Consider the following 24,301-nt stretch of genomic DNA (forward strand, 5'->3'; position numbering starts at 1 on the left):
GAGGCCACTGCCTTTCTGATGCAACTACGTGAGGAAGGGTTGCACGGCCTGCGTAAGCTGCGCGGCTGGTACGGCGCCAGCTTGCCGCCACACGGGCTGACCTTTGTGGAAGAGGATGAGCGTTGGGATGCTCTGCACCCGGAACTGCGCGGCGGCGGCCGGGTTGCGGTCCACATCCACTTTAATGATTTTGAGCTTGCCTTGGTGCTGCGCCGCCACTTGTTCCAGCACAGGAGCCATCGTTTTGCAGGGGCCGCACCAGTCGGCATAAAAGTCTACCAGTACCGGCATACCGGGGCTGCTAATAAGCTCGGCAAAAGATTTCTTGGCCATGGGTAGTAGGGTCTGAGAGATGGAATAGGAGTAAAAAGCCCGCGAAAGGTAGACGCTGTTTCGTAGCCTCATACGTGGAGTAGGCAACAGCCGCCACACAAAAAAGACCCGGTGCTGCGGCGCCGGGTCTTCTTAAACAAGGAAACGGGTAAAAAGCTATTTGGGCTTCTCGACCACCGAAACATCGTTGGCGGCTTCGGGCATCGAGAAGCGCCCACTTACTACCTTCTTGCCCGCTACCTGGCATTCCCAAACGTAGCGGCCCGGCGTGGCACGAGCGGCTTCACCAGTCTCCGATTTAAAATAATCGGGCTCCGAGGGCTCCGAAGGAAAAACGACATCAATGCCATTCTTCCCTTCGCCTACTTCCTTCACCAGAAAGTAAGCTTTGCCGGTAGTCAAGTTGGTAACTACGAATTTGGCCGAGTAGGCTCCGAGCTGGCCAAACTTATCCATAACCCCCATTTTGATGTAAGGGTCGGTGGAAACCATCCAGGTTTGAGCCTTTGCCGCCACTGGCGCCAAAAGCAGAAACGCCACCAAACAACCCGCCGTGCGACAGAAGGTGAGAAAGTGGGAAAAAGAGGGAGTAGAAATGTGCATGGGCTTTTGAAAAAGTGCGGTGTGTGAGCAGAGAACTAAGCTAAAGAGCGTAATGTAGGAGCAGTTGTAGGCCTCGTATAATGCAAGCCTAACCAAATATATGTGTATTTAGGCGGAGGTTGTATAAGTGAAATTTTTTTTTAAAAAAATATCTACTTCTTACTCTTTATCCATAACAAGTTATAGTTCAGCTCTAGTAAGTACATAAGTAAGGATGCGCAAGTGTGGTCTAGGCTCTGGGCCAAGCATGAGGCAACAGGTGGGAGCTACAAATTGGAATCTGGTCTAGGCTTCCACAAGATTGGAAAAATGAGGAGGCACTAAAACCAAAAAAGCACTGTCCGTATCGAGGTGCTCATCAATGGTGCTCAAAGGTCGTTGTCAGCAAGAGGACAAAGCAGTAAGAGTCGGTGAGTCTGGTAATTGACTCGGTCAAAACCCGTCCTGTCACTTTAAAGTATGTGTTATGCGCCGCGATATACATTTGAGGTCCAGGCCGAACCACCCTCTTCTCCCCGCTACCCGCTACTCTTATGCCGCGCCGACGCGCCAAGCTTCTTCAACCCGACCTACTTCCGCCGCCTGCCCCCACCGAAACGCGCTGCGAACTGTGTGAGCGAATAGTACAGCACACTTCCCGCCATCATCTGATACCGCGCGAAGAAGGCGGCCGCCACGGCCCTACAATAGAATTGTGCCAGCCCTGCCACAGCACCGTGCACCTGCTGCTAACCAACCGCGACTTAGCTCGCCGCTACCATAGCGTAGAGAGCCTACGCACCGCTCCCGAACTCCAAAAGTATCTGCATTGGGTACGCCGCAGCCGAGTGGAACGCATATCGAATCGGCGGAAAAGGTGATTGAGGTGACAGGTGAGGAGGTGACAAGTAACACGTGACAGGAATAGAGGTGAAGACATAAGTGGTAAGCGAAATAGAGTGATAGAGAGCAAATCTTATTGCGTGATTATGTGATGAACATCTGAACATCGGCGCCACACGCCCAAGACCTCCGCTACCTTTGTCACCTGTCACCTGTCACCTGTCACCTCTTGACTAAACACTTCGTCCCATTTCGGCAGTTGCGTGAGCAGCCTATTATCGTGGTGGATAGCGTGGGGCTGGGGGCGGCGCTTACGCTGGCGCACTGGCGCGGGGCTGCTACGCCGGAATTGCTGCGTGATGATACTAGTGCTGGATCAGTGTTGCGGGCGTTGCGGGTGCCCGCAACGCCAGGGTTGGAGGCGTTGGCGGTTACGGCTAATCATTTTGATGTAGATGGTTTTGTGGGCGTGTGGGCTTTGCTGAATCCGCGGCTGGCCCTGCAACACGAGCAACTGCTGCGGCTCGCAGCCACGCTCGGCGACTTCCGCGAAATCGATTGGCAACATCCGTTGGCCGACCATGCGCTGCAATTGGTATGCTGGCTGAATGCCGAAGAGAAGAGTCGCTTTTACGAGCCGTTCGGCGCCCCTGCCCGCCGTCGGCGCGAAGATGAAGCTTCCGCCGAAAAGTTTGCCTGGTTTCTACCGCGCTTCGCGGCCGTTCTGGAGCATCCCGCCACGGGCCAGGCGGCCTGGCAACCGGAGTATGAGCGAGTGAAACAGGCAGCGGCCGTGATGCAGAGCCCAGCTACTAGCTTGCGTCACTACCCGGAAATCGGCTTGATGGTGGTGCGCACGCCGGAGCCGCTGCCCTATTATGCGCTGTTCGGTCCCACCACCGGCTCCGATATGGTTCTGAGCCTGTATGATGGGCAACGCTACGAATTTGAGTATAAATACACCACCTGGATAGACCTCGAAAGTCGCCCTACGCTCCCGCGCCTGCCCTTGGACCTGCTAGCCGCCCGCCTGAACGCCCAAGAACAAACCGCCCGCCGCTGGACTTTTGACGGTATTACGGACACCGGCCCGCTGCTGCGCCTTGCCGGTAAGGGCCTGTCTAAAGCGCAACGCTACGCCGACCCAGACCAACGGCCCATGTACGCTTCTTCTATTGCGCCAGAACGACTAGAGGAGGAGATAGTGGGTTTTTTCCAGCAACGCTACGCCTGTATACAGCCCCGGCGGTACTGGACCTGGACCAAAATTCGCGCCGTTCAGTAGCACAGAAATCTGTGCATAGCGCACGAGCGAAGCTAATTCCTATGCGTTAGCGCAAGCCGTGCGGTTTCAATCGTTCAACGATGCGCGAAGCTGGAGCTTCGCGCTACAATTCTTCGCCAAAGCCTAGCACTTGGAGGGTGCTCACCCCACCAGCTCCTTTACGCACATTGATTTGGGTGCTCACCCGCTCTTTCAGGGCTTCGACGTGCGAGATGATGCCGATGGTTTTGCCAGTGCCTTGCAGCATTTCCAGCGCCGAGAGGGCCACGTCCAGCGTGTCGGGGTCTAGCGTGCCGAATCCTTCGTCGATGAACAGCGTGTCTATCTGCGTGCGGCGGCCGGCTAGCTCCGAGAGGCCCAGGGCCAGGGCCAGGCTTACCAGAAAACTTTCGCCGCCCGACAGCGAATTCATGGAGCGCACGCTGCCAGCTTGGTATTCGTCCTGAATCAGCAGATCGAGGTGCTGCTCGGGGTTGCGCATGATGCGGTACCGGTCGGTGAAGCGGTGCAGGTGGCGGTTGGCCAGGTCTGTGAGGCGGGCCAGGGTGAGGCCTTGGGCGAATTCGCTGAACTTCTTGCCATCGGCGGAGCCAATCAGATCGGCCAACTGGCGCCAGCGGCGGGCTTCTTGTTGCTGCTTTTCCAGCTGCGCTGCTAAGGCGGCATGGCGCTCCTGTCCGGTGCGGTGGCTGCCGAGGCGCTCCTGCCGCTGGCCTAGCTGCTGGTTGAGCGTGGCTAGCTGCTGGTTGCTGGTTTCGAGCTGCTGTTCTACTTGCTCCAACGGTTCCTGCGTGAGGGCGCGGGCTTCTTCATTTTGCAGAAGCTGGGCAGTTTCCTCGCTCGTTTGCGTGGCCAGGGCCAGGTCTTGCTCGTAGCGCCGCAACTGCGTTTGAAGTGTATGCAACTCGGCTTCGGGTAGGAGCAGGGCTGTTAGGGCGGCCGGGTCGGGGGCGAGGTTGGCTGCGGTGAGGCCAGCTACTAGCGCCGTATGCTGCTGTTGCTGGGCTTCGTGCTGGTGGTCGGTGTCCTGTTCGCGCTGGCGCAGGGTGTTGAGAGCTATAGTGCGGGCGGTTTCGTGTTGTAGCAGCTGCTGTTCAGCTTGCTGGCGCTGCTGCTCGGCTGAGCGCACGGCTTCCTCCAGCCGTTGGCGTGCCTGGGCCATATCCGCATCGGGGAGAAGCTGCTGGCGCTGCTGTTGCTGTAACTGAATGGCTTCGTGCTCGGCCTTCAGCTCTTGGGCCCGGACGCTCAGCCACTGTTGCAGTTCGTCGCGGCGCTGGCTGGCGGCAGCTTCCCGCTCGGCCGTAACGCCAAGCTGCCGCTCCAAATCCGTCAGCGCCTGCTGCTTTTGGCGGAACTCGGCGCCGGCGCTTTCCAGCCGGCGCATTAGCTCCGGGCCATTTTCACCCGAAAATTCCAGCCCAAACGACGAAAGCAGGCTCGTAATGATTTCCTTGATTTTGGGAGCCTGCTCCCGCGAGTCCAGTAGCCGCAGGGTCAGTTGCTCCAATTCCTGGCGCAACTGCTGCTGCTGCGTCTGGGCGTTTTTCAGATCGGCCTGCGCTTTGGTTTGGGTGAGGCGCGCTTGCTGCTGGTGCTGTTCCAGAGCGCGCAGCTCTTGCACCAAGCCGCGCACGGTGGCTGGCACGGTGGTTTCCTCGGCTTCGGATAGCCAACGCAATACCGGAGTCTCAGGCACGGTTGGCGCGGCATCGGTTTCCAGCAAGCCACCAATGCTAGCTAGCCGGTTGACGCGGCCTTTTAGGGCCACGAGCTGCTGCGTCATTTCCTGCTCGCGCACCCGGTCGCGCTGCACTGAGTCTTCGCTCACGCCCAGCACGCCGGCCGCGTACGGGTGTTCGAGGGCGCCGCACAAAGGGCATGGCTCGCCGGCCGTGAGGTGTTGGCGGGCTTCGTCGTGCGTGAGAATGAGTTGGTGGGCCTGGGTAAGCCGCCGCAAATCCTGCAAGCTGGTTTCCAAGTCGGCTTCTTCGCGGTGCAGGCGGGCTACGTGGTGCGTCAGTTGGTGGCGCCAGTCGTCGCGGGTGGTGGCGGCGGCGGCGTAGCGGGTGGCGGTGGTGGCTAGCTGGTCTTCGGCTTCGCGGAGGAGTTGGGTGCTGCTGGCTTCGGTGGCAGTGGCCGCCGCTAGCTGTTGCTGCCGGCCCTTACTCGTTTGCTCCAGCTCGTTTATTTCGGTCTGAACATGCTGCCAATCCTGCAAGTAGCCGCTGAGTGGAGCCAGGGCTTCGGCCACGTTGCTTAGCACGGTTCGGCGCATGAGCCAGTGACGCAACTCCTCAGCCTGCTGCTCCTGAAGTTTGGTTTGCTCGGCGGCCTGCGTGGCTTCCAGTTTCTGCTCTTTCCACAGCGCGTTTCGCTCCTGGTAGTCCTGCTTGCCTTTGTCGAGCCGCTGCTGGGCTTCGGCCATGAGGCGGTCTAGCTGTTCGGCTTCACGAAGCTTGGGCTCCTGCGTTTCCCGCGTTGTGGTGGCTTGCGTGTGCGCTTGCTGCGCCAGGTTACGCGCCGTTTCGGCGTTGGTGCGGCGCTCTTCTAATTGCGGCAGCTGGGCGCGCAATTGCTCTACCTCCCGGTGCAAACGGGCCAGTTGTTGCTCGGCCTGGCGCAGCAGAGCGTAGTCGGTGGCGAAGGGCGCGGCTTGCTGATGCAGGGCCAGGCGCTGGCGCAACGGGGCCAGGGTTTCAGCTTGGGCCGCGAGCTGCTGCTGGCGCTGCTGGGCGCTGTGCAGGCGCTGGCGCAACTCCCGCAGACGCAGGTGCCACTGCCGTGACTCCCGTAGTTGTTCCTGGGCCGCGGTGGCCGCGCGCAGTTGCTTGGTCAGGCCCTCAGCCTCGGCTTCCAGAAACTCCACCTCTTCCGCCGACAGCAACACCACGCCCGCCAGTCCCGCCCGCAGTTGCTCCACCTGCTGCGTTTCCTGCTTGGCCCGCTCGAAAGCGGCCTTGGAGATGTCGGAGTACTTTTTGGTATCCGTAATCTTCTCCAGCAGCTGGGCCCGCTCGCCGGCCGGCGACTTTAAAAAGCGGGTGAAGTCGCCCTGGGCTAGCAGCACGGAGCGCAGAAACTGCTTGTACTCCAGCCCGCTTAGCTCGGCCACCCGCAGCGGCACCTTCGACTTGTAGGTTTCCAGAAACGGCCAGGTCGTTTCGCCGTCCTCGGCTATTTTCTGCTCACTCAGTTCCATGCGTGGGTCCTGGAGCTTGCCGTCGGGGCGCTTACGGGCGCGGTACTGGCCCCACTTCGAGCGGTAGCGCTGGCCGTTCACTTCAAACTCCACTTCGGCCCAGCTCTCGCCCGTACCGTGGCTCATCACCTGTTCGGGGCCAGTAGTTTCGTGGCGCGGCACTTGTCCGTACAGCGCCAGCGTGATGGCGTCGAGAATGGTGGTTTTGCCCGCGCCGGTGGCGCCCGTAATGGCAAACAGCCCCGCATCCGAGAGGGGCGTTTGGCTGAAATCCACGGCGTGTTCCCCCCGTAAGGAATTGATATTGTAGAAGCGGACGCAGAGAATTTTCATGCAGGCAACCGACTAGGGGAGAAGCCGGAAAAGGGAAGAAGGGCCACTACGCGGCGCGGCGTGACGGCGGTTGTGATTAATGGGGCGGGGCGGCTTACGTCGTACGGATGATCAACATAAAACCACGCGCGGACCTAAACCGGCCGCTGCTCCGAACTACGAAGTTACATGGAATAGTGCCCGGCTGTGTCGGCGTTCGGCTGCGCATGGCCTCAACCGGAGCTTTTCTTGCTTGCCGCGCTGGATAGGTTGAGGAAAAGCGCGTTCGGGCGGGGCGGGCATTAATCCGCCACGAGCGGGGGCAGAATTGTATATACCGGGTAGCGTTTAGGAACCGTTCCGACGGGTTTAGGAAGCAATCCGACGCATCTAGGAACCGTTTCGAGGGGTTTAGGGACCGTTCCGGAGCGTTTAGGAAACCTTTCGGAGCAGTTAGAAAGCTCTTCGAAGCCCGCAGAAACCGCTTCTAGAGGGATAGGAGGGGATTTGGAGCAGGTAGGAGCCGTTTAGAGCGAGGCAGGAGGCGGTTTGAGGGTGCCAGCGTGGGTTTAGGCCTAAACAGGGCAATTTAAGGGTTGAAAATAGAGGGTCATTTAGGATTATTTGAGGGTGTTCTATGAGGTCAAATTGCTCATATAATCTCTATTGCGATGGATCATGGGATTATTGCACTGCTCTTAATCGGTCTTGTTAAGATGGCTTTACGGTTTGTGGGTAGGCCAGCAGCTTTTTGCCGTCCTATGGAAGCAAGTGCCGCTATCTCATCCTCGTTCTGACGGCTGCTAGGGGTGCAGAAAGTGGCCTGCCTAGTGGCAAGAACCAGCACAGTACCCAACTGAGGTAGGCCATACCATATGGCAGCAGAAGCACCTCAGCCGTTTTGGTTAAATTGAGGCCTCTCTAATTCTACAGCAAATGACGAATCTTGAGTTAATTCATGTTCTTCAAACTTCAATCTTTGCAATTGACAATGAATATTATCAACTAGAATTTCAATCAGGATTAACATTCCATGAATTACAAAGTCTTGCAAGCAAATTTCCTGGATTAAAAATAGCGCCAGAAATTGTTGAAATTTTAAATGTAACAAAAGGATGGAGTGGTAGCTGGCATGAGCCAGTATGTTTAGATTCCATAGATGAATTTGGCTATACGAATCTCTTACCACATTCTATTACTCTTGGAGCCGATGGATTAGGTAATTATTGGCTGCTCGAAATAGATGAGGAAGGAAATGCAGGAAAAGTTCTTTTCGCTTGTCATGACCCCGCCGTTCTCATTATCCATTCACAAAGTATAAATGAGTATTTGACACACCTTGTCGAACTGTACCGTCAACCGGAATCCTCTTATATGCACGACTTTCAGGAAAAAATAGTAGTTGAGGTTTGGAAATATAATTCGCTCTGCGTCAGTAAAGCGCAGTTTCATAGTGACAACTCTTCCTATCAAGAGTTTTTAAGTCAGTTCGAAGGGGAGGAATGGGTGGTAGCAGACTTACGTGCAGGAAATAATACAGCAGGATTTGCTTGGGGTAAATACGGGGCGAGTAACAATATTATTAAACATGAAAAAGAACTTATATGGGTGATTAGCACGAAAAAGAAAAGCTTCTTGGAGAGGCTATTTGGAAGATAAATGCCTATATGCTTCTCTTCTACAAAGGCTCGCCGAAATTGGGGGAGCCGTCTTCGTGCCAGGTGAAGGGTTTCGCGCGGATTTGACGGGCCCAGCCGGCTTGGCTGCGGCGGGCGGCGTGGTAGATGATGTAGTCCTGGCCTTCGATCTGAACGAAGGAGGCGTGGCTGGGGCCGAAGATGGTGTCGGTTTTGGCGAATACGGGCTGGGGCTCCTTGCGCCAGGAGGCGGGGTCTAGCAGGTCGCCGCCGAGGTAGGTGAGCTGGCCCAGGCAGTAGTCGTCGGTCCAGCTGCCGCTGGCGGAGTAGATGATGAAGACGCGGCCGTGGCGGACCAGTGCCTGCGGACCTTCGTTTACGTGTGGGTAGCCGTGTTTTTCCCAGTCGTATTCCGGGCGGGAGATGCACACGCGGTCGGAGGCAATGGTGCACGGGTCGCGCATGCGGGCGAGGTAGATGTTCTGGCTGGTGTTGGTAAAGCCTTCCCAGCCCGACCAGATGAAGTACAGCTGGCCGTCGTCGGTCTGGAGTACCGAGCCGTCGATGGCCCAGCGGTCGGTGGGAATCTGGAGCTGGCCCTGGAATTCGTAGCCGCCTTGGGGGTGGCCGGACGTGCCTTCGAGGACGAAAAGCCGCTCGGCGCCGTTTTGAGCGTTGTAGAGCGCGAAGTAGATGTACCATTTGCCGTCGATGAGCTGCAATTCGGGCGCCAATATTTCCACGAATTCCGGCTTGGTGCCTTCGTTTCCCGGCCACACTTGCACGCGTTCGGCCGTGGCCATTTCTGCGAGATGGGAAAACTTAGCTACCAGGATCTTCTGTTTCAGCCGGTCTACGGTGCAGTAGTAGAGCTGGCCTTCGTGCGCAATCACCCAAGGGTCTTCGCCGTCGTCGACCAGCACGTGGGTTTGGTCGCCGCTGGGCGGGAGGGCGCGGGCTCGTGTGATTAGCTCGTTGATTTCGGCTACGGTCATTGGCGCTAGCTGCGCTTCCTGGTATATATGGTCGTCGGGGATGTGCATAGGGGTGGATAATTCGTTCTGGCGTGGGCCTCACCCCCCGGCCCCCTCTCCCGTGGAGAGGGGGAGCCAGACGACAAACTGACTTGGGAATCGTTTTGGGTGGTGCTATGGAAATTATTTCGTCATTGAACACTGTGTAGCCCGAGCTTCAGGCCGGAGTTGGGGCGGGTGTGCGGGTTTCCCAGGGCTGAAGCCCTGGGCTACGTAGCGGGAGCAGTAGGAGCGAATTTGATTTGGGTTGAGAACCGCTCTAGTGACTACTATCGTGGCATGCTTCGGCTGCGCTTGATGCGTGGAATGCTTGGTAGGAAGGTTAGTGTTGCAACGTCAGCACGCGAGATGCTGCGCCTCTGCATGACGAGATAAACAACATCAGCAACGAGTCAACCACCCCGGCCTGTGGCCACCCCTCCTTTCCAAGGAGGGGAGCTAGCTTCTGACTACTAGACTCCTAGCTTCTAGCTCCTGTCTTCTAACTCCTACTTTAGGCTTCGCCCATCATTAGGCCTTCGATGGTGTGGCCTTGTATGATGGGTTCTAGTGCGTCGACTAGGCGGCAGGTGAGGTGGGGTTGGAGGGTTTCGGGGAGGGTGGCGTAGAAGGCGCGGGTGATTTGCAGGTCGTGGCGCTCGGCGTTGTTGGCGGTGGGGGCATCGACGCCGAGGACCAGGGCGGGGCGGGATTTGGTGGAGTAGTTGGCCGTGCCGCGGTGGATGGTGAGGGCTGAGCGGGCGGAGATGTCGCCCATCTGGGGGTATTTGCGCTGGGCGCGCTGTTCGTAGCGGGGACTGTTGGCTTTGGGCGGGAACATGCCGTGCTCGAAGTCGATGGGCAAGTCCCACTGCGTGCCGGGGGCTATTTCGAAGGGGCCCATGTCTTCGGTGACGTCGACGGTGGTGAGGTTGAAGGCCAGGGAGTTGAGCCGGCGGCCGATGATGGTGTCGTCGGGGGCGGGGAAGTCGCGGTGCCAGGGCTGGTTCATGGCGCCGGGGTTGGGCACGTCGAACCCGATTTCCACGATTTTGTAGTCGGAGCCTAGCACTGCCTCGCACACGGTTGTTACCCAGGGGTGGGTGGCCAGGTCCACGAAGCCGCGGATGCTTTCCGGGTGAATCTCGACGTAGTGCCGTTTGGGGCCACGGCCGAGGGCGCCGCCGGGGCGTTGGAGGGCTTCGGCGTAGAGCCGGGCAATGTCTTCGCCGAGTTGCTGCACCCACTCGCGACTGAAGGCGCCTTTGAAGCCGATGATACCGTCGCCGTAGAGGGCGCCCATGATGGGGGCGATGTCGTAGGCGGGTTGGGTGGGGGGCGTTAGCTGCGTCGTTTCCATGCTACTTTGCGGTTAGGTTGTCGTGGGGGTGGGGCACATTACGGCTTGATGCGCTACAAACAGTAATGTAAGTCGCCCAGTGCCTACTTCCTAACGAATTTTGGCGGGCTTTGGTGGCGGGTTGAGTGGTGGTTGGTGTGAGTTTTTATACTATGCCTATATTGGTTCAGACGCCTCTTCAACAGGCTTGATGTCCTCTCTTCTTGCAGCGAAGTGTGATTATGCTGCTACATTCCTGTAGAAAGTAGCCCAAGCTAATGCCTATCTAGTTATAGCTTGCAGCCATATGGTCATCCCTCGTTGCTTGAGCATCTTGGAAGGCTGGAAGGGTGCTTTGCCAGATGCTGGCTTCGCTGAATAAAATAATAATTGAATGCTCAAAAAGGATATCAAAGCCATATTTCAGGCAATCAGAAGCGGCTCTTTAGATAAGGTTAAAGCACTGATTGGTGTAAATCCTGCGCTGGTTCACGTCTGTAATTTCGCGCCGCCTAAGAAAGATGATGGTCAGTCGACCTTGCAAGTTGCCTTTAAGACGGGCAGCTTCCAGATCGCGCGGTTCCTCATCGAGCAAGGTGCTGATGTCAGCTTTATTGACCAGTCTAAAATCAACGAGTGGAATATCCCGGTGTTGCACATTTGCATAAAAGCCGTGATTTTTAAGTCTTATACGTTGAATAAGGATCAAACAATATTTGAGGAGGGATTAAGTCTTCTGGAGCTTATGCTTAGCCGCAACGCTGACTCCAACGCCGTCGATTCATACAGCAACAACTGTCTGCATCGTGCTTTGCTCGATTCCCGACAAATGATTGATCATCCCAATGCAGATACAACGGGCGTCCTGCTTGCACAGTTGAAACGGGTGTTCAACGCTTTGATTGAAGCTGGCGCCGAGCCCGAAGCCGCAACTAACAACCGACCAAGTGCTTCAGTACTAGCCAGAAGTTTTAGCCTCGATAAATTTCAGTTGATGTGAAGTCAAGCACGGTTTCATTGCTATTTGAATCGTTGAGGGCTCCAGGAAATACAGCCACGCGTTACTTCCAATGTCTTGACTACCTTATCAGCCTCAACGCCACCCGCCAGTTTGAAGCTGATGACCCGCCTGCTCCACCTCGTTGCTTTCTTCCTCGCTATTCGGCCTGCCTTGGCTCAGCAGAAGTCCAAGCCTACTGAAAACCTCGTGCAGTACGCTCATCCCATTGTGGGGACGGCGAAGATGGGGCACACGTTTCCGGGGGCTACGGTGCCGTTTGGGATGGTGCAACTCTCGCCCGATACGGATACGCTGAGCTACGAGCAGGACGGCAAATACAACCCCGACGTGTACAAGTATTGCGCCGGCTACCAGTACCCGGACCCTACCATCGTCGGCTTCAGCCACACCCACTTCAGCGGCACCGGCCACTCCGACCTCGGCGACTTTCTGCTCATGCCCACTACCGGCCCGGTGCAACTCAACCCCGGCACGGCCGCTCAACCCGAGCGTGGCTACCGCTCCCGCTACAGCCATGATACCGAAGTGGCGGAACCCGGCTACTACCGCGTGCACCTGCAGGACCACGACATCCTGGCCGAGCTGACCGCCACCACGCGCGTTGGGATGCACCAGTACACCTTTCCGCAAGCCACCGACCAGGCCCACCTCATTCTGGACCTGATGCACGGCATTTACAATTATCCCGATAAGAACGTCTGGACTTTTGTGCGGGTGGAAAATGATACGCTGGTGACCGGCTACCGCCAAACGAACGGCTGGGCCCGCACCCGCACGGTGTATTTCGCCATGACATTCTCCAAGCCGTTCACCGACTACGGCAGCCGCAACTTCGCCAAGAAGCAGGTGTACCGGGGCTTCTGGGGCAAGTTCGATCAAACCAAGAGTTTTCCTGACCTGGCCGGCGAGCAGCTGCGGATGTACTTCAACTTTCGGACGGCCAAGGCGGGGGAGAAGCTCAAGGTCAAGTTTGCTCTCTCGCCCGTGAGCACCGCCGGGGCCCTACTGAACCTGCGCGCCGAAGCACCCGGCTGGGACTTCGATAAGGTGCGCAGCCAGGCCCAGCAGCTTTGGCAGCAGGAGCTGAGCAAGGTGGTGATGGAGTCGCCGAAGAAGCAGGACAAGGAAAACTTCTACACGGCGCTGTACCACGCCTTCCTGAGCCCAACCACTTACATGGATGTGGATGGCCAGTACCGCGGCCTCGACCAGAACACGCACAAGGCCGAGGGCTTCACTAACTACACCACTTTTTCGCTCTGGGACACCTACCGCGCCTTGCACCCGCTGCTGAACCTGGTGCAGCCCCGCCGCAATGCCGATATGGTGCAGTCCATGCTGGCCCACTTCGACCAGAGCGTGGAACACATGCTGCCCATCTGGAGCCACCACGCCAACGAAAACTGGTGCATGATCGGGTACCATTCGGTGTCGGTGGTGGCCGATGCCGTGCTGAAAGGCAATGCCCCCTTCGATGCCAACCGTGCCCTTGACGCCTGCGTGACGACGGCCCGCCAGGGGCGCTACGATGGCCTCGGGGAGTATATGCGGCGGGGTTTTGTGCCCGAGAACCTGAGTAGCTCCTCCGTTTCAAAAACCCTGGAATACGCTTACGACGATTGGTGCATTGCTCAGGTAGCGAAGAAGCTGGGGCGGAAGGACATCGAGGCGGAGTTCAGTGAGCGGGCCCGGAACTGGCAGAACGTGTACGACCCACGTATTGGCTTCATGCGCCCCCGCTACTCAGATGGGGGCTTCCGCCAGGAGTTCGACGTGCTGAGCACCCACAACCAGGGCTTCATTGAGGGCAACGCTTGGAACTACAGCCTTTACGTGCCCCAGGACCCCGCTGCGCTTATCGCCAAGATGGGCGGCAACCGCCGTTTTACGGAGCATCTCGATTCGCTTTTCACGATGGAACTGCCCGATAAGTTCTTCGCCGAAACCGAGGACATTACCCGGGAAGGCATCATCGGCAACTACGTGCACGGCAACGAGCCCGCGCACCACGCCGCCTACCTCTACAACTGGACCGACCAACCCTACAAAACCCAGGCCCGCGTGCGCATGATTCTGCCCAAGATGTACCGCCCTACGCCCGACGGCCTCGGCGGCAACGACGACTGCGGGCAGATGTCGGCCTGGTACATCTTCTCGGCCCTGGGCTTCTATCCGGTGGCACCCGGCTCCGCGGAGTACGCCCTAGGCAGCCCCGCCGTGCACGGCGCCACCCTGCACCTCGAAAACGGCAAGACTTTCCGCATTACCGTCAGAAACCAGAGCGATAAAAACGTCTACGTGAAGGAAGCGCGGCTAAATGGGAAGCTACTAACGCGGCCATTCCTGGCGCATCAGGATGTTGTGAATGGTGGAGAATTGGTGTTTGTGATGCAGAGTAAACCGGCGAAAACACCGCAATAGCAATGCGTATTAGTAGAGCAAGCACAAGACCCACCGCAAACATGAAAAGCGTTGACTTCAGCCTCGTAATTGATTTTCTGGAGAAGGAAAAAGAGAGACTTGCGAATCAGGTTAAAATAGAAAGAGGGGCGGATCAAAACGCTATCAAGTTGAAAGATCAACTACACAAAGCAATAGAATCTTTGCGCTTGTGTGAGCAATACGAAATAGATAAGCGAATGAATTTTAAAGTAGTGGAAGAAGGCGGGAGCGAAGCGTATTTCACCGACTTCTACTTGATTGATGAGAGCGAAATTGATAAGGTAAATGAGGAAGCAATAAAGAAGCACGAAGGCGCGCCCCTGGTAATAAAGTGCTTTGATTTAATTGGGAGCAGGAAATAGGCCGTTGATAAATCGTGTAGATATGGCTGATAGAGATGCTGCGTTCCTGGATAAAATTATCGAGGCCCGAGGTTTGACGCCGCTTATGAGCAATGCTAAGTGGATCAAGCTTCTTACCAAGCTTGTAGAATGTTCGGAATTGATAAAGGAATGCAGGGTTAAGCTTATCTGGGAAGACGGCGCAACAGAGCGGTGGCTGTTGCTGGACGAGTACACCAGCTACAATTTCGACTATTACGCCACGGCAATGGAAGCCATGATTTCAGGCTCGCCGAGAGGCTGGTACTCCTACCGAGAAGTAGAGTGGCTCGACTTTCCAAGAACAGCAAATGCCCATAATCCGGCTCTCAGGCCACAGAAGCAGGACGTGGAAACCATTCGGCAGGAACTGGAGAAAGTAGGGCAGTTTCACCTGGAATTGTCAGATGCCGGGCTTCGGCTGTACGCTTATTTGAGCGCATAGCAAACGTGTGAATTACTGGGAGTGCTGCCGGTTTGCTCCTCACCTCAATACCACCATGCTACTGGGCCCGGCGTTTCTCTTCTTCGGCGCCGGTGCGGCGGTTGGTGGACGTGAGCTTGTCGTTGCCGAATTTCCAGGCGAAGGAGAGCGTAACTACACGCGTATCGCGGCGTAGGTAAAGGTCCTGCTGGTAGTTGTTGTAGATGGAAATGGCCCGCAGCGGCGTGGTGTAGAAAATGTCGGTGGCCGCTAGCTTGATGGTGCCTTTGCCGTCTCGCACGTCTTTCTTCACCCCAACTCCCACTTGGCCGAAGGGCTTAAACTCGAAGTACCCGACTCGTTGCCCCGAGTTGTAGCGGCCATTCAGCTCCGCACCCCATCCTTTACCCAACGTGAAGGTGCTGTTGCTGCTCAGATTGAAAGCCGCCTGGCCAGCCAGCAATGGAGTGTTGGCCAGCTCGCCATCGAAGTGGATGTAGAAGAAGACGGCGTTGTTGTAAATATTCAGCCACTTGCCCACCGTAACGGGCGCCGTGAGCGTGAGGGCCGCGTACTGCTGCCGATCCAGGTTCACGTTGGTGGAAACCGTGGTGGTATCGGTTTCGGGGAAGGCCACGTCGGTGATGGGGTCCTGGGTGACGCTGTAGCTGAAACCGGCCGTAAACTTCTGCTTGAAGGTGTAATTCAGCTCCATGTTGTAGCTGGTTTCGGGGCGCAGATCGGGGTTGCCTTTGCCGGAAGTAGCCGGGTCGATGATGAAGCGGAAGGGGTTGAGCTGCCCGTAAGAAGGCCGATTGATCCGCCGGCTTAGGGAAAGTGCCACTTCGTTTTGCTCGCTGAGCGTGTATTTGAGGGCCGCGCTTGGAAAGAGCTGGTAGTAGTTGCGCTTGAAATTTTCGCTGGTAACTATCTGCCGGCCCGTGGCGCTAGTGTTCTCGCCGCGCAGACCCGCTTGCAGATTGAGTTGCTTGCTGAAGGTGTGGTTCAGGTTCAGGTAAGCGGCCGTAATGACCTCGTCGTAGCGGAAACGGTTGCTCAGGTTTTCATCAGGGGTGGTTATGCCTTCCCGAGTGTTTTCGAAACGAACGTCATTATCGGCATACACTTGGCTGGCTTTGGCGCCGGCCTCCAGCCGCGTCTCCGGGCCCAACGATTGGGTGTAGTCGGCCTTCACCGCCTTGATGGTTAGCTCGCTGATTTGGTCGCTGGCCAGGGTGGCTTCGGGCTGGCCCGAAAGCTCGAAAAACGTGGTCAGGCTCTGCGTGCGGTGGGTGTTGTAGCGGGCATAGTCTACGTCGGCGGTTAGTTCCGGCCGGCCGGTGCCTTCCCCAAATGTGTGCTTGAAATTGACGTTGCCCGTGATGTTGGGATTGTTGCCTAGGCTGGTGCTCCGGGCAGTATAATATTCCTCCACCTGGCCCTGCCCATCATAGAAAGTACTGGTGTTGACGCCCGTTCCGCCGGGCTTGGGATTCGGCACGCCGAACCCCGCCAGCACGGCTCCCACCACTGTATTCTTCGACACGTTGACGTCGGCCCCGGCCTTATAAATAAGGAAATGGTCCTCGAACACGCCCCGGTTGCGCTGGTCGCTCGTGCCCTTCAGCACCGTGGCCGTGTCTCCTACCGTCTCGTAGAAATAGCGGTAGGTGTTCCGAATCCCGAACCCCCGGCGCCGGGTGTAGGTGAGCGAGCTGAATACGTTGAGGTTTTGCTGGCGGTGGTTGCCGGAGAGGCTGGTCGTGAACTTGCCGTACTCACCACGTCCGTAGCTGATGCTGCCGCTACCGTTGGTACCCTGGCGCTGGTCTTTCTTGAGGTTGATGGCGATGATGCCCGCCCCGCCCTGGGCATCGTACTTAGCGGGTGGGTTGGTGATGAGCTCGATGCTTTTGAGCTGGTCGGCGGGCAGGCTGCGCAGGTAGTCGGCTAGCTCGGTGCCCGTCATGGGTTGGCGCTTGCCGTCGATGAGTACCAATAACCCCTGACGGCCGCGCAGGGCCAGGTTGTCGTTGCCATCTACCGTAACGCCGGGGGCGCGGGCCAGCACGTCGAGCGTGGTGTTGCCGGCCGCCAGCGTCGAGCCTTCTACGTTTACTACGGTGCGGTCGGCGAGGCGCTCGAATACGGGTTTCTGGCCCACTACCTGCACTTCCTTCAGCTGGGTAGCGCCGCTGCTTTGCAACGTGATACCGGGCAATGCCAGCCCACCGGCCGGCAGCGCAAACGGCTCACTCCAATACCGCACAAAGCCTATTTGGGCCGCCGATACCCGGTAGCGTCCTTCGCTCAGCCGCTCAAACCGAAAAGCCCCGGCACCGTCGCTAAACTCGGTTTTCACCACCGACGAATCGGCAGCGCGGTGCAAGGTGATGGTAGCGAATTCCACCGGCGTACCCGTTGCGGCACGCACCGTACCCGTGACGGCGCCCGGCGTCTGAGCCACCGCAGAGGGCGCAAAAAGCCAGAGCAAGGTCAATAAGATTCCGGCTACGAAGAAAGTAGAGCGTGGACGCATAATACCGCTGAAGGTGATGGAAGTGGTTGGGGTCGGAAAAAGAGCTGCTTGGAAGACGGACCAACACTGGTTTGGCAATCGTCGCTGAATTTTCTCCCCACGTAGCATCCACTGAGTGCTTAGTGATGTAGCTGGTTGCACGTAGCCGACCAGAAAGTACACGAAGTAGAGTAGGAAGAGAATTCGCGCGTGAACACCGTGCAAATCCGAAAACGTTACAGGCCCTCTTAATTATTTTTTTGCTAACTCCACCCACGCCGTTGCTCGTGGCGCACACCTACCATAGCAAACCGCACCCCCGGAATACCCGTCACACAATCAGCAAAGAGCATCAATGCGCATCCACATCTGTGCGGAGCCATGCGGAAAACTCCGAGGTGCCTTCCACACGTGTGGATGGTCATTCCGAAAACTTCGGGACACCGTTCACACGTGTGGATGGCCGTCCCGAAAACTCCGGCCCCTCTCGCACACCGGTGAAATGTCATTCCAAAAACCCGGTAGTGCCTTGCACACGTGTGGATGGTCACCCGGAAAACTCCGGGGTGCTTTCCACACGTGTGGAAAGCACCCCGGAGTTTTCCGGGTGATATTTCCTTGACCGGTACGGGGCTGCTCCTTTCCGCCAAATGAATCCAAAGGCCTTCTCTTGAGGGTGGCTGGTAGATTTCATTGAGCACCTTACCTTGAGTCCATATTACGGCTTTGGCTAACTCCTATTCATTCCGCGAATTATGATTCAGACACTTAGTGTGCACAAGAAAAACCTCCTTCTCCTTCTGCTGCTTCAGCTCATCAAGCTTAGCGCATTCGGGCAGCAGCAAGAGCAGCGGGTGTTTTCCACCGACATCGACCACTTCTGGGTGGCCTACGACAGCATCCGCACTACAACGGATAGTTTGCGGCAGCTCGGATACATTAGGCGGCTTTACATCGATAAAGGTACACCGGGCCTACACGCGTTTATGGCCGCAAAAGGCTATACCGCTGAGCAGTGGGTGAGTTCTATTCGCCGCTTCCCCAAGTTCTGGAATTCCATCCGGCCACGTACGCAACTGGCCAAAACCGGAGCGCGAGGTATTGAGCCGTATTTGCGCAAGCTCAAGGAACTGTATCCACCCCTACGGCCGGCCAGCATGTACTTCGCCGTTGGCGTATTACGCTCCTCCGGCACCACCCGGAACGGCCACGTGCTCATCGGGGCCGAGATGGTGACGGGCAACTCGGCGGTCGATATTTCCGAGATGCCAGCGGCGCAGCAAACGTTTCTGGCCCGCTACTACAAGAGCGAGCCCTTCAATAATATCATTCCGCTCAATGTGCACGAGTATGTGCACACGCAGCTAAACAGCTACGGCAATAACATATTAGGTCAGGCCATTTTTGAAGGTACTTGTGATTTTGTGACGGAGCTTGTCATGAACAAGCCGCTGCCGCTGCCTTACGTGACCTATGGCCCAAAACATGAAGCGGAATTGAAAGTCCGTTTCAAAGAGGAGATGTTCAGTCCGGTCTTTTACAACTGGTTTTACAATCAAATCTCGAAGGACCCGCAACACGTGGCAGACCTCGGCTACTATATGGGCTACGCCATTTGCAAAGCTTATTACGAGCGTGCGAGCGATAAACAGCAAGCTATCCGGGAGATGATAGAGCTAGACTACACCAGTAACCTAGCGGTGGAAACATTTCTGCGCAAGTCTCAGTACTATTCCGCCGCCGAGCCGCTGGAGGCGTTGAAAACCGAGTTTGACCGCCGCCGTCCCGTGGTAGCTAGCATAGGACCGTTTGCGGCCGGAGACCAAGCGGTGGATGCATCTGTGCAGGAGCTGACGATAACTTTCTCCCAGCCGATGGGGCCGTTTGCCGCCGTGGAATATGGCCCCGGCGGCAAAGCAACCTGGCCCGTAGTGGGACAGAATGGGCTGTCTGCCGATAAAAAATCCTATACCCTCAAAGTAGCCCTCGTGCCGGGCCACTACTACGAGGTACTTCTTACGCAAGATGATTTCCGCTCGGAGGATGGACGCTACCCGTTGAAGCCCTACTTAGTGAAGTTTCGAACTCGGAAATAGGCTTTCTTGGCCTGAGTCGTCTTCTTGAATGTCTCTTCCATAGCCAAGAAACAAAGCTTCCTGAGCTGCTTCAGCCACGAAGGATCTTTCATTCTCTCAATGTGCTGCGGTGATTTTCGCAAGAACGACGTAACCGACACGCGGCGGAGCCTTTTGCCGGCTTTTCTGGTTCTTGCGCCATGGACTACTTTGTAGCGCAGCACTCGGTGGTGCGTGCCATCTGGGGCAAGGCTGACACCGTGCTCTTCATCTTCGCCGGTGCCGCGGCCGAATTCGCGTTGAACAAGGCCGTGGATTGGCTTTACTTCACCGGCCGTCTCCCCGCCGACCCGCTGGCCCGGTTGTTTTCCACCGTCGATTATGCCCGGCAAATCGTGTTTGCCGAGCGGGCCGGTGCCGAGCGGGCCATAGCCAGTATCGCTGCCATTCACGCCGTCGTGGAAAGCAAGCGCGGCACGAGTATCCCGGCCTGGGCCTACCGCGACGTACTGTTTCTGCTCATCGACTATTCCATCCGCTCCTTCGAGGTGCTGGAGCGCCCCCTAACCACGCCGGAAAAAGAGGAAGTATTCGACGTGTTTGCCCGCGTCGGCCGGCGCATGGGCATCCCCGACCTACCCACCACCTACGCCGATTGGTGCCGAGTGCGGCAAGAACACCTGGCCGCCGATCTGGAGTACAGCCGCTTCACCGCCGACCTTTACCAGCAGTACCGCAAGCACCTGGGGCCGCTGCGGTACTGGCTGCTGCGCCAAGCCCAGCGCCTCGTGGTACCGGCCCCAGTGTGCGACTTACTACAGCTAGGAACCCGGTCGTGGATAGGGCCGGTGCTGCCCGTCTACCGGCACACGCAGCAGCTGTCCCTGAGCCGCTGGGCCAGGGAAGCCCTGCTGCCATCCGAGTACAAAGCCCGCATTCAAGCCCTGGACCACGCGCCCGCCCAGCTGCAAACCACCTGAATTGCCCTTGCAGGTTGCTTCGGGCAGTACAGCTGCTTCAGTGCAGTAGCAAAAGAACGGTCCTGCCGAACTGAGCCGCCGAAGGGCGAGACCAAGCTTAGCAGGACCGTTGTACGTTGCTTATGATATGGCCAATCAACCAGAGGATTGAGCCTTATTGAAGCTTTTCTAGTTGCCGGTACGGGTCAGGGAGAGGTTGTCGAGGAAGGGGCCGCCCTGCCGAACGGTGGTAAAGCGGATGGTGTTAGCTCCGGCTTGCAAGCGCACTGTGGTGCCGGCCCGTTCGCGGTACACCAACGAGGTGCGGTCGAAAACCAAGGAAGTGGCAGTGCCGCCGTTGATGCTTAGTTGTAGCGTGCGGGCCGCGTTGGGCGTATCGGCATCGCCGACCAGGGCGTAGCGCGGCACTAGGGTGTAGGTGCCCGCCTGGGATACGGAGGCCGTGAATTCTACGCTGGCCCCGGAGCCGCGCAGAAATTCGACCGTGCCAGAGCCGGTGAAGTCAGGTGGCGACGTAACTACTCGGCTGTTGATAAGAGTGGCGTCTTCGGCTTCGAGGCGCTGGGTGCCGGTGGGCACAGGCGTAGCGGTGGCGGGCAGGGCAGCCACGAGCAGGGCGCTGAGCTGCGGACCATCGTTGGTCAGGGCTTCGGCCCGTACCACGTTGAGGCCGGGCCCTAGAAGGGCGCGCACGCTGCTGGCAGCGTAGCGCCCGCCACGGTCCGGCGAGGCGGCGCTCTGGAAGTCGAGGCTGGGAGTGATTAAGGAATCGTTGACGAAAATGCGGAGGGCGGGATTGGGTTTGTTCAGCACGTCGTGAGCGAAATTCAACTCATAGATGCGGTTGGGGCCGGAACGCGGCACTTGCACGTTGAACTCCACCGCGTCGCCGGGCTTGCTGAATTGGTCGGCAGCTGTGCCGCCCACGAAACGGGTGAAGCTAGGATCGTAGTAGCTGGGCGTCTGGCCCACCGCCACGTAACGCGTAATAGAGGGAGCCAAGCCGCTGGGCCCCGTAAACGTGCCCGGAATATCGAGGCTGTTGGCTTGCACGGGTCCCTCGTTGCGCAACACCAGCGCGGGCACTTCCTGAACGGTGCCGTTAGCGGTGATGGCTCGGGCCACTAATCGGAAACTGCCGTAGCCCCCGTAGAGTACCGCGCTGGCCGGCCCATTCCACGTAAAGCTGAAAGGAGCGGCCTCAGCGGCGCCTGCGTAATAAGCAACGCTCCCGCTGTAAGCGTTTGACACGATACTATATTCCACCCGACTGGTGCCGACGGGCAAGGCCGCGACATCAACTCCAAACGTAGCGGGCGGGCTTACCCTGACCAACTCCGTGCTGGACGCCGCGTTGATAGCCGTTGTGGACGGAGCCACGTCTTCGGTTTTGGTGCAAGCGCCGAGCAACCCGACGAGTGTCAGCCCGATCATTCCTGAAATGCGTGTTTTCATAACCTGAGAAAAAGAGGAGAAGTAGACGTGATGGTGAGCTAGTTACACGGGCCGGCTAGCGCGGAGTTATCACGAATTGGTTACATTTTCCTCTCTTTTCTGTCCGGCTTCGTAGAGTCAGTTCTGCCTCTGCCTCACGCTTGAGTCTTCTGTTACACCGATTCGTGGGGTTTTACGGGCTTTTCCTCGTGCAGAGGCAGCGTAAAGGCAAAGCAGGTACCCTCGCCCTCGGTACTCGTGACGCTGAGCTGGCTGCCGTGCAACTCCACTATACGGTGGGCAATGGCCAGGCCCAAACCTAGGCCGTGGTGTTTGGAGCGCATCTGAGGGGAGCGGTAGAAACGGTCGAAGACGTGTGGTAAGTCGCCGGGGGCAATGCCGCGGCCTGTATCGCAGACTTCTAAGCGGAGGCGCTGGGTGTTGGGCAACACGGCTATTGTCACCTGCACGCCACCTCCCGCGGAGGTATAACGCACGGCATTGTCCAGTAGATTTTGGAGCACTCGCTCAATCATGCCAACATCGGCGTAGGCGAGCGGCAAGGCGGGCGGGTGCTGCGTTTCTAGCCGTATGGCCCGCGCCTCTGCTTCCGGCTTCAGCTTGAGCAGCACATCCTGCACTAACTCGGCTACGGCGAAAGGTTCGGGCTGGGGTAGGGTCTGCCGGGCTTCGAGTTTCGATAATTCAAACAGCTCCGACACCAGCCGTTTCAGGCTGCGGGTGTTGTTGAGAATGGTGTGCAGGTAGCCTTGCCGCTCGGCATCGGTAAGGGAGGCATCTTTGAGCAGAATAGTTTCGGTGTAGCCTTCCACACTGGCCAGTGGAGTGCGCAAGTCGTGCGATACATTGGCAATAAGTTCGCGTCGGAGCCGGTCGTTGCTTTCCAACGACGTTATGGCTTCTTGCGTCCGGGCCGCCATCTCGTTGAAGGCTGCGGCCAGTTTTCCCACTTCATCGCCGGGGCTGATGCCCACCACTCGCACCGAGTAGTCGCCGCGTTGTAGACTGCGCACGGCCACCGACAGCTGATGCAGGTTGCGGGTCAGCACTGAAATCAGCAGCAAGCCCAGAATGGCCACGCCCACGCCCGCTACCACCAGCGTACGCAGCAGCATGCGCAACAGGTGGCCGTGTTGCAGCACCGAAGGCTCGTCGGAAGTGGTATGGCCATCGAGGGTAATGTAGAGGTAGCAATGTGGAGCGCCCGTGCTGTTGGGCAGCAGCACCGCCGAAAACGGACTCGGCTCGTCTGGCCGGCAGGGGTCGGTGCCCCAGATAGGCAACGGTGCACGCCCACCCAGAAAAGCCCGGATGGGTTTGGTGGGCACGTGCGTGAGCTGCACTTTGTCAGGTCTAGCTGAGGCAGTAAGAATTTTGCCGTCGAGCCCCACCAAGAATAGATTGATGCGCGGATTGATAATCATGGCCGCGTCGAAGGTCTGGCGCAGGGCGGCGGCCGGAATTTCGTTGGTGTGCTCGTCGATGTGCAGGGCCTGGGCGATAGAGGCGGCCAGCGTACGATTACGGCGTTGCAGTTGCTCGGCCACAAACTCGTCGGCTGAGCGATACAGCAGCCAAACGTACAGGCCGCTTACGCCCAGCAGCAGCGCCACAAACAGCACCGACAGCCGGACTTGGAGGCTCTGCCATCTCATTCGCCAGCAGTAGTTTCGGCCCCGAGCTTGTAGCCCACGCCCCACACCGTGAGCACGTATTCGGGGTGGGCGGCGTCGCGCTCAATTTTCAGGCGCAGGCGATTGATATGGGAATTGACAGTGTGTTCGTAGCCCGCGTAGGAATAGCCCCACACCAAGTCCAGGAGCTCGGTGCGCGAATACGCCCGGCCAGGGTGGCGCAGCAGCAGCGCCAGCAAATCGAATTCCTTTACCGTAAGCTCCACCACTCGGCCGGCTACCGTTACGCGGCGTTGCTGGGTGTCGAGAGTTAGGTCGCGCACGGCAAACAGCGTTTGCGTTGCCCCACCCGCAAAGCCTGGTTCCTTTTCCGGTACTGAGCGCCGCAGGCGGGCTTTCACGCGGGCCAGCATTTCGCGCACGCTGAAGGGTTTGGTGAGGTAGTCGTCGGCACCTAAATCGAGGGCCAGCACTTTGTCAATTTCCTCCTGCCTGCTAGTCAGCATGAGAATAGGCGTGGTAAGGCGCTGCTCGCGCAGGCGGCGGCATACTTCGATGCCATTAAGACCAGGCAGCATAATGTCGAGCAAGATGACATCGTACGGGTCGGTAAGGGCTTGGTGCATCCCTTCTAGTCCGTTGTGGGCAATATCGGCCTCACAGTTAATATCGCGCAGGTTTACTTGTACCAAATGCGCGATGTCGGGGTCATCTTCTATAATGAGTGCGCGCTTTAGCGTTGTCATAGTAGTTAGCCGATTATACTGTTCATCAGGCCGCCACTAAACGCCTTGGAACCAGCTGCGTTAGGGGGCGGCTGTCTAGC

The 24,301-nt window shown here is 57.7% G+C and carries 18 protein-coding genes; 9 read left to right on the forward strand and 9 right to left on the reverse strand.

From position 1 onward, the window contains the following. Positions 1 to 24: 24 nt before the first annotated feature. A complete protein-coding gene (gene trxA / locus ACYSMN_RS12440) occupies positions 25 to 333 on the reverse strand; it encodes a thioredoxin (RefSeq protein ID WP_488924208.1) in 309 nt (102 codons plus the stop codon). Positions 334 to 489: 156 nt separating this feature from the next. Then, entirely contained in the window at positions 490 to 936 is a 447-nt protein-coding gene (locus tag ACYSMN_RS12445; protein WP_488924209.1) for a hypothetical protein, read from the reverse strand. Between the two features lie 533 nt (positions 937 to 1,469). Between ACYSMN_RS12445 and ACYSMN_RS12450 the strand changes: the two genes are divergently transcribed. Continuing rightward, positions 1,470 to 1,796 (forward strand): HNH endonuclease, encoded by a 327-nt coding sequence (locus tag ACYSMN_RS12450; protein ID WP_488924210.1) that lies wholly within the window; start codon positions 1,470 to 1,472, stop codon positions 1,794 to 1,796. A 191-nt stretch (positions 1,797 to 1,987) separates the two neighbouring features. Further along, entirely contained in the window at positions 1,988 to 3,043 is a 1,056-nt protein-coding gene (locus ACYSMN_RS12455) for a DUF6687 family protein (protein ID WP_488924211.1), read from the forward strand. Positions 3,044 to 3,146: 103 nt separating this feature from the next. On the opposite strand, the gene ACYSMN_RS12460 is transcribed toward ACYSMN_RS12455, so the two are convergent. Then, complete coding sequence (locus tag ACYSMN_RS12460) at positions 3,147 to 6,578, reverse strand: AAA family ATPase (protein ID WP_488924212.1); 3,432 nt, start codon at positions 6,576 to 6,578, stop codon at positions 3,147 to 3,149. A 915-nt stretch (positions 6,579 to 7,493) separates the two neighbouring features. Here ACYSMN_RS12460 and ACYSMN_RS12465 point away from each other — a divergent pair. Next, positions 7,494 to 8,216 (forward strand): SMI1/KNR4 family protein, encoded by a 723-nt coding sequence (locus tag ACYSMN_RS12465; protein WP_488924213.1) that lies wholly within the window; start codon positions 7,494 to 7,496, stop codon positions 8,214 to 8,216. A 19-nt stretch (positions 8,217 to 8,235) separates the two neighbouring features. Here ACYSMN_RS12465 and ACYSMN_RS12470 read toward each other — a convergent pair whose 3' ends face one another. Next, positions 8,236 to 9,237 carry a glycoside hydrolase family 43 protein gene (locus ACYSMN_RS12470; protein ID WP_488924214.1) on the reverse strand — a complete coding sequence of 334 codons (1,002 nt, stop codon included), beginning with the start codon at positions 9,235 to 9,237 and terminating at the stop codon, positions 8,236 to 8,238. Positions 9,238 to 9,721: 484 nt separating this feature from the next. Then, positions 9,722 to 10,567 carry a phytanoyl-CoA dioxygenase family protein gene (locus tag ACYSMN_RS12475; protein WP_488924215.1) on the reverse strand — a complete coding sequence of 282 codons (846 nt, stop codon included), beginning with the start codon at positions 10,565 to 10,567 and terminating at the stop codon, positions 9,722 to 9,724. 373 nt (positions 10,568 to 10,940) lie between these two features. Between ACYSMN_RS12475 and ACYSMN_RS12480 the strand changes: the two genes are divergently transcribed. The 4 genes from ACYSMN_RS12480 (at position 10,941) to ACYSMN_RS12495 (ending at position 14,834) form a co-directional block, all read left to right on the forward strand. Next, a complete protein-coding gene (locus ACYSMN_RS12480) occupies positions 10,941 to 11,546 on the forward strand; it encodes an ankyrin repeat domain-containing protein (RefSeq protein ID WP_488924216.1) in 606 nt (201 codons plus the stop codon). A 75-nt stretch (positions 11,547 to 11,621) separates the two neighbouring features. Further along, positions 11,622 to 13,988 carry a GH92 family glycosyl hydrolase gene (locus ACYSMN_RS12485; RefSeq protein ID WP_488924217.1) on the forward strand — a complete coding sequence of 789 codons (2,367 nt, stop codon included), beginning with the start codon at positions 11,622 to 11,624 and terminating at the stop codon, positions 13,986 to 13,988. 41 nt (positions 13,989 to 14,029) lie between these two features. Beyond that, complete coding sequence (locus ACYSMN_RS12490) at positions 14,030 to 14,371, forward strand: hypothetical protein (protein ID WP_488924218.1); 342 nt, start codon at positions 14,030 to 14,032, stop codon at positions 14,369 to 14,371. Positions 14,372 to 14,393: 22 nt separating this feature from the next. After that, entirely contained in the window at positions 14,394 to 14,834 is a 441-nt protein-coding gene (locus ACYSMN_RS12495) for a DUF6678 family protein (protein WP_488924219.1), read from the forward strand. Positions 14,835 to 14,892: 58 nt separating this feature from the next. On the opposite strand, the gene ACYSMN_RS12500 is transcribed toward ACYSMN_RS12495, so the two are convergent. Further along, entirely contained in the window at positions 14,893 to 17,352 is a 2,460-nt protein-coding gene (locus ACYSMN_RS12500; RefSeq protein ID WP_488924220.1) for a TonB-dependent receptor domain-containing protein, read from the reverse strand. A 734-nt stretch (positions 17,353 to 18,086) separates the two neighbouring features. Here ACYSMN_RS12500 and ACYSMN_RS12505 point away from each other — a divergent pair. Both ACYSMN_RS12505 and ACYSMN_RS12510 read left to right on the forward strand, forming a co-directional pair. Then, the gene (locus ACYSMN_RS12505) at positions 18,087 to 19,427 is read left to right on the forward strand and encodes a hypothetical protein (protein ID WP_488924221.1); all 1,341 of its coding nucleotides are present in this window, start codon (positions 18,087 to 18,089) and stop codon (positions 19,425 to 19,427) included. Positions 19,428 to 19,606: 179 nt separating this feature from the next. Continuing rightward, the gene (locus ACYSMN_RS12510) at positions 19,607 to 20,386 is read left to right on the forward strand and encodes an oxygenase MpaB family protein (RefSeq protein ID WP_488924222.1); all 780 of its coding nucleotides are present in this window, start codon (positions 19,607 to 19,609) and stop codon (positions 20,384 to 20,386) included. Positions 20,387 to 20,554: 168 nt separating this feature from the next. On the opposite strand, the gene ACYSMN_RS12515 is transcribed toward ACYSMN_RS12510, so the two are convergent. The 3 genes from ACYSMN_RS12515 to ACYSMN_RS12525 form a co-directional block, all read right to left on the reverse strand. Continuing rightward, the gene (locus ACYSMN_RS12515; protein WP_488924223.1) at positions 20,555 to 21,841 is read right to left on the reverse strand and encodes a CBM35 domain-containing protein; all 1,287 of its coding nucleotides are present in this window, start codon (positions 21,839 to 21,841) and stop codon (positions 20,555 to 20,557) included. Positions 21,842 to 21,993: 152 nt separating this feature from the next. Continuing rightward, positions 21,994 to 23,496: a sensor histidine kinase gene (locus ACYSMN_RS12520; RefSeq protein ID WP_488924224.1), complete on the reverse strand. Its 1,503-nt coding sequence runs from the start codon at positions 23,494 to 23,496 to the stop codon at positions 21,994 to 21,996. Further along, positions 23,493 to 24,221 (reverse strand): response regulator transcription factor, encoded by a 729-nt coding sequence (locus ACYSMN_RS12525; protein ID WP_488924225.1) that lies wholly within the window; start codon positions 24,219 to 24,221, stop codon positions 23,493 to 23,495. Before ACYSMN_RS12525 ends, ACYSMN_RS12520 begins: the two co-directional genes overlap by 4 nt. Positions 24,222 to 24,301 lie beyond the last annotated feature (80 nt).

This window comes from Hymenobacter sp. M1-2 (genome assembly GCF_057808495.1).

Bases quoted from the DNA above. Each gene is read 5' to 3' on its own strand.
- trxA (WP_488924208.1), bottom strand. From the start codon at position 333: ATGGCCAAGAAATCTTTTGCCGAGCTTATTAGCAGCCCCGGTATGCCG.
- ACYSMN_RS12445 (WP_488924209.1), bottom strand. From the start codon at position 936: ATGCACATTTCTACTCCCTCTTTTTCCCACTTTCTCACCTTCTGTCGC.
- ACYSMN_RS12450 (WP_488924210.1), top strand. From the start codon at position 1,470: ATGCCGCGCCGACGCGCCAAGCTTCTTCAACCCGACCTACTTCCGCCG.
- ACYSMN_RS12460 (WP_488924212.1), bottom strand. From the start codon at position 6,578: ATGAAAATTCTCTGCGTCCGCTTCTACAATATCAATTCCTTACGGGGG.
- ACYSMN_RS12465 (WP_488924213.1), top strand. From the start codon at position 7,494: ATGACGAATCTTGAGTTAATTCATGTTCTTCAAACTTCAATCTTTGCA.
- ACYSMN_RS12470 (WP_488924214.1), bottom strand. From the start codon at position 9,237: ATGCACATCCCCGACGACCATATATACCAGGAAGCGCAGCTAGCGCCA.
- ACYSMN_RS12475 (WP_488924215.1), bottom strand. From the start codon at position 10,567: ATGGAAACGACGCAGCTAACGCCCCCCACCCAACCCGCCTACGACATC.
- ACYSMN_RS12480 (WP_488924216.1), top strand. From the start codon at position 10,941: ATGCTCAAAAAGGATATCAAAGCCATATTTCAGGCAATCAGAAGCGGC.
- ACYSMN_RS12490 (WP_488924218.1), top strand. From the start codon at position 14,030: ATGAAAAGCGTTGACTTCAGCCTCGTAATTGATTTTCTGGAGAAGGAA.
- ACYSMN_RS12495 (WP_488924219.1), top strand. From the start codon at position 14,394: ATGGCTGATAGAGATGCTGCGTTCCTGGATAAAATTATCGAGGCCCGA.
- ACYSMN_RS12500 (WP_488924220.1), bottom strand. From the start codon at position 17,352: ATGCGTCCACGCTCTACTTTCTTCGTAGCCGGAATCTTATTGACCTTG.
- ACYSMN_RS12505 (WP_488924221.1), top strand. From the start codon at position 18,087: ATGATTCAGACACTTAGTGTGCACAAGAAAAACCTCCTTCTCCTTCTG.
- ACYSMN_RS12510 (WP_488924222.1), top strand. From the start codon at position 19,607: ATGGACTACTTTGTAGCGCAGCACTCGGTGGTGCGTGCCATCTGGGGC.
- ACYSMN_RS12515 (WP_488924223.1), bottom strand. From the start codon at position 21,841: ATGAAAACACGCATTTCAGGAATGATCGGGCTGACACTCGTCGGGTTG.
- ACYSMN_RS12520 (WP_488924224.1), bottom strand. From the start codon at position 23,496: ATGAGATGGCAGAGCCTCCAAGTCCGGCTGTCGGTGCTGTTTGTGGCG.
- ACYSMN_RS12525 (WP_488924225.1), bottom strand. From the start codon at position 24,221: ATGACAACGCTAAAGCGCGCACTCATTATAGAAGATGACCCCGACATC.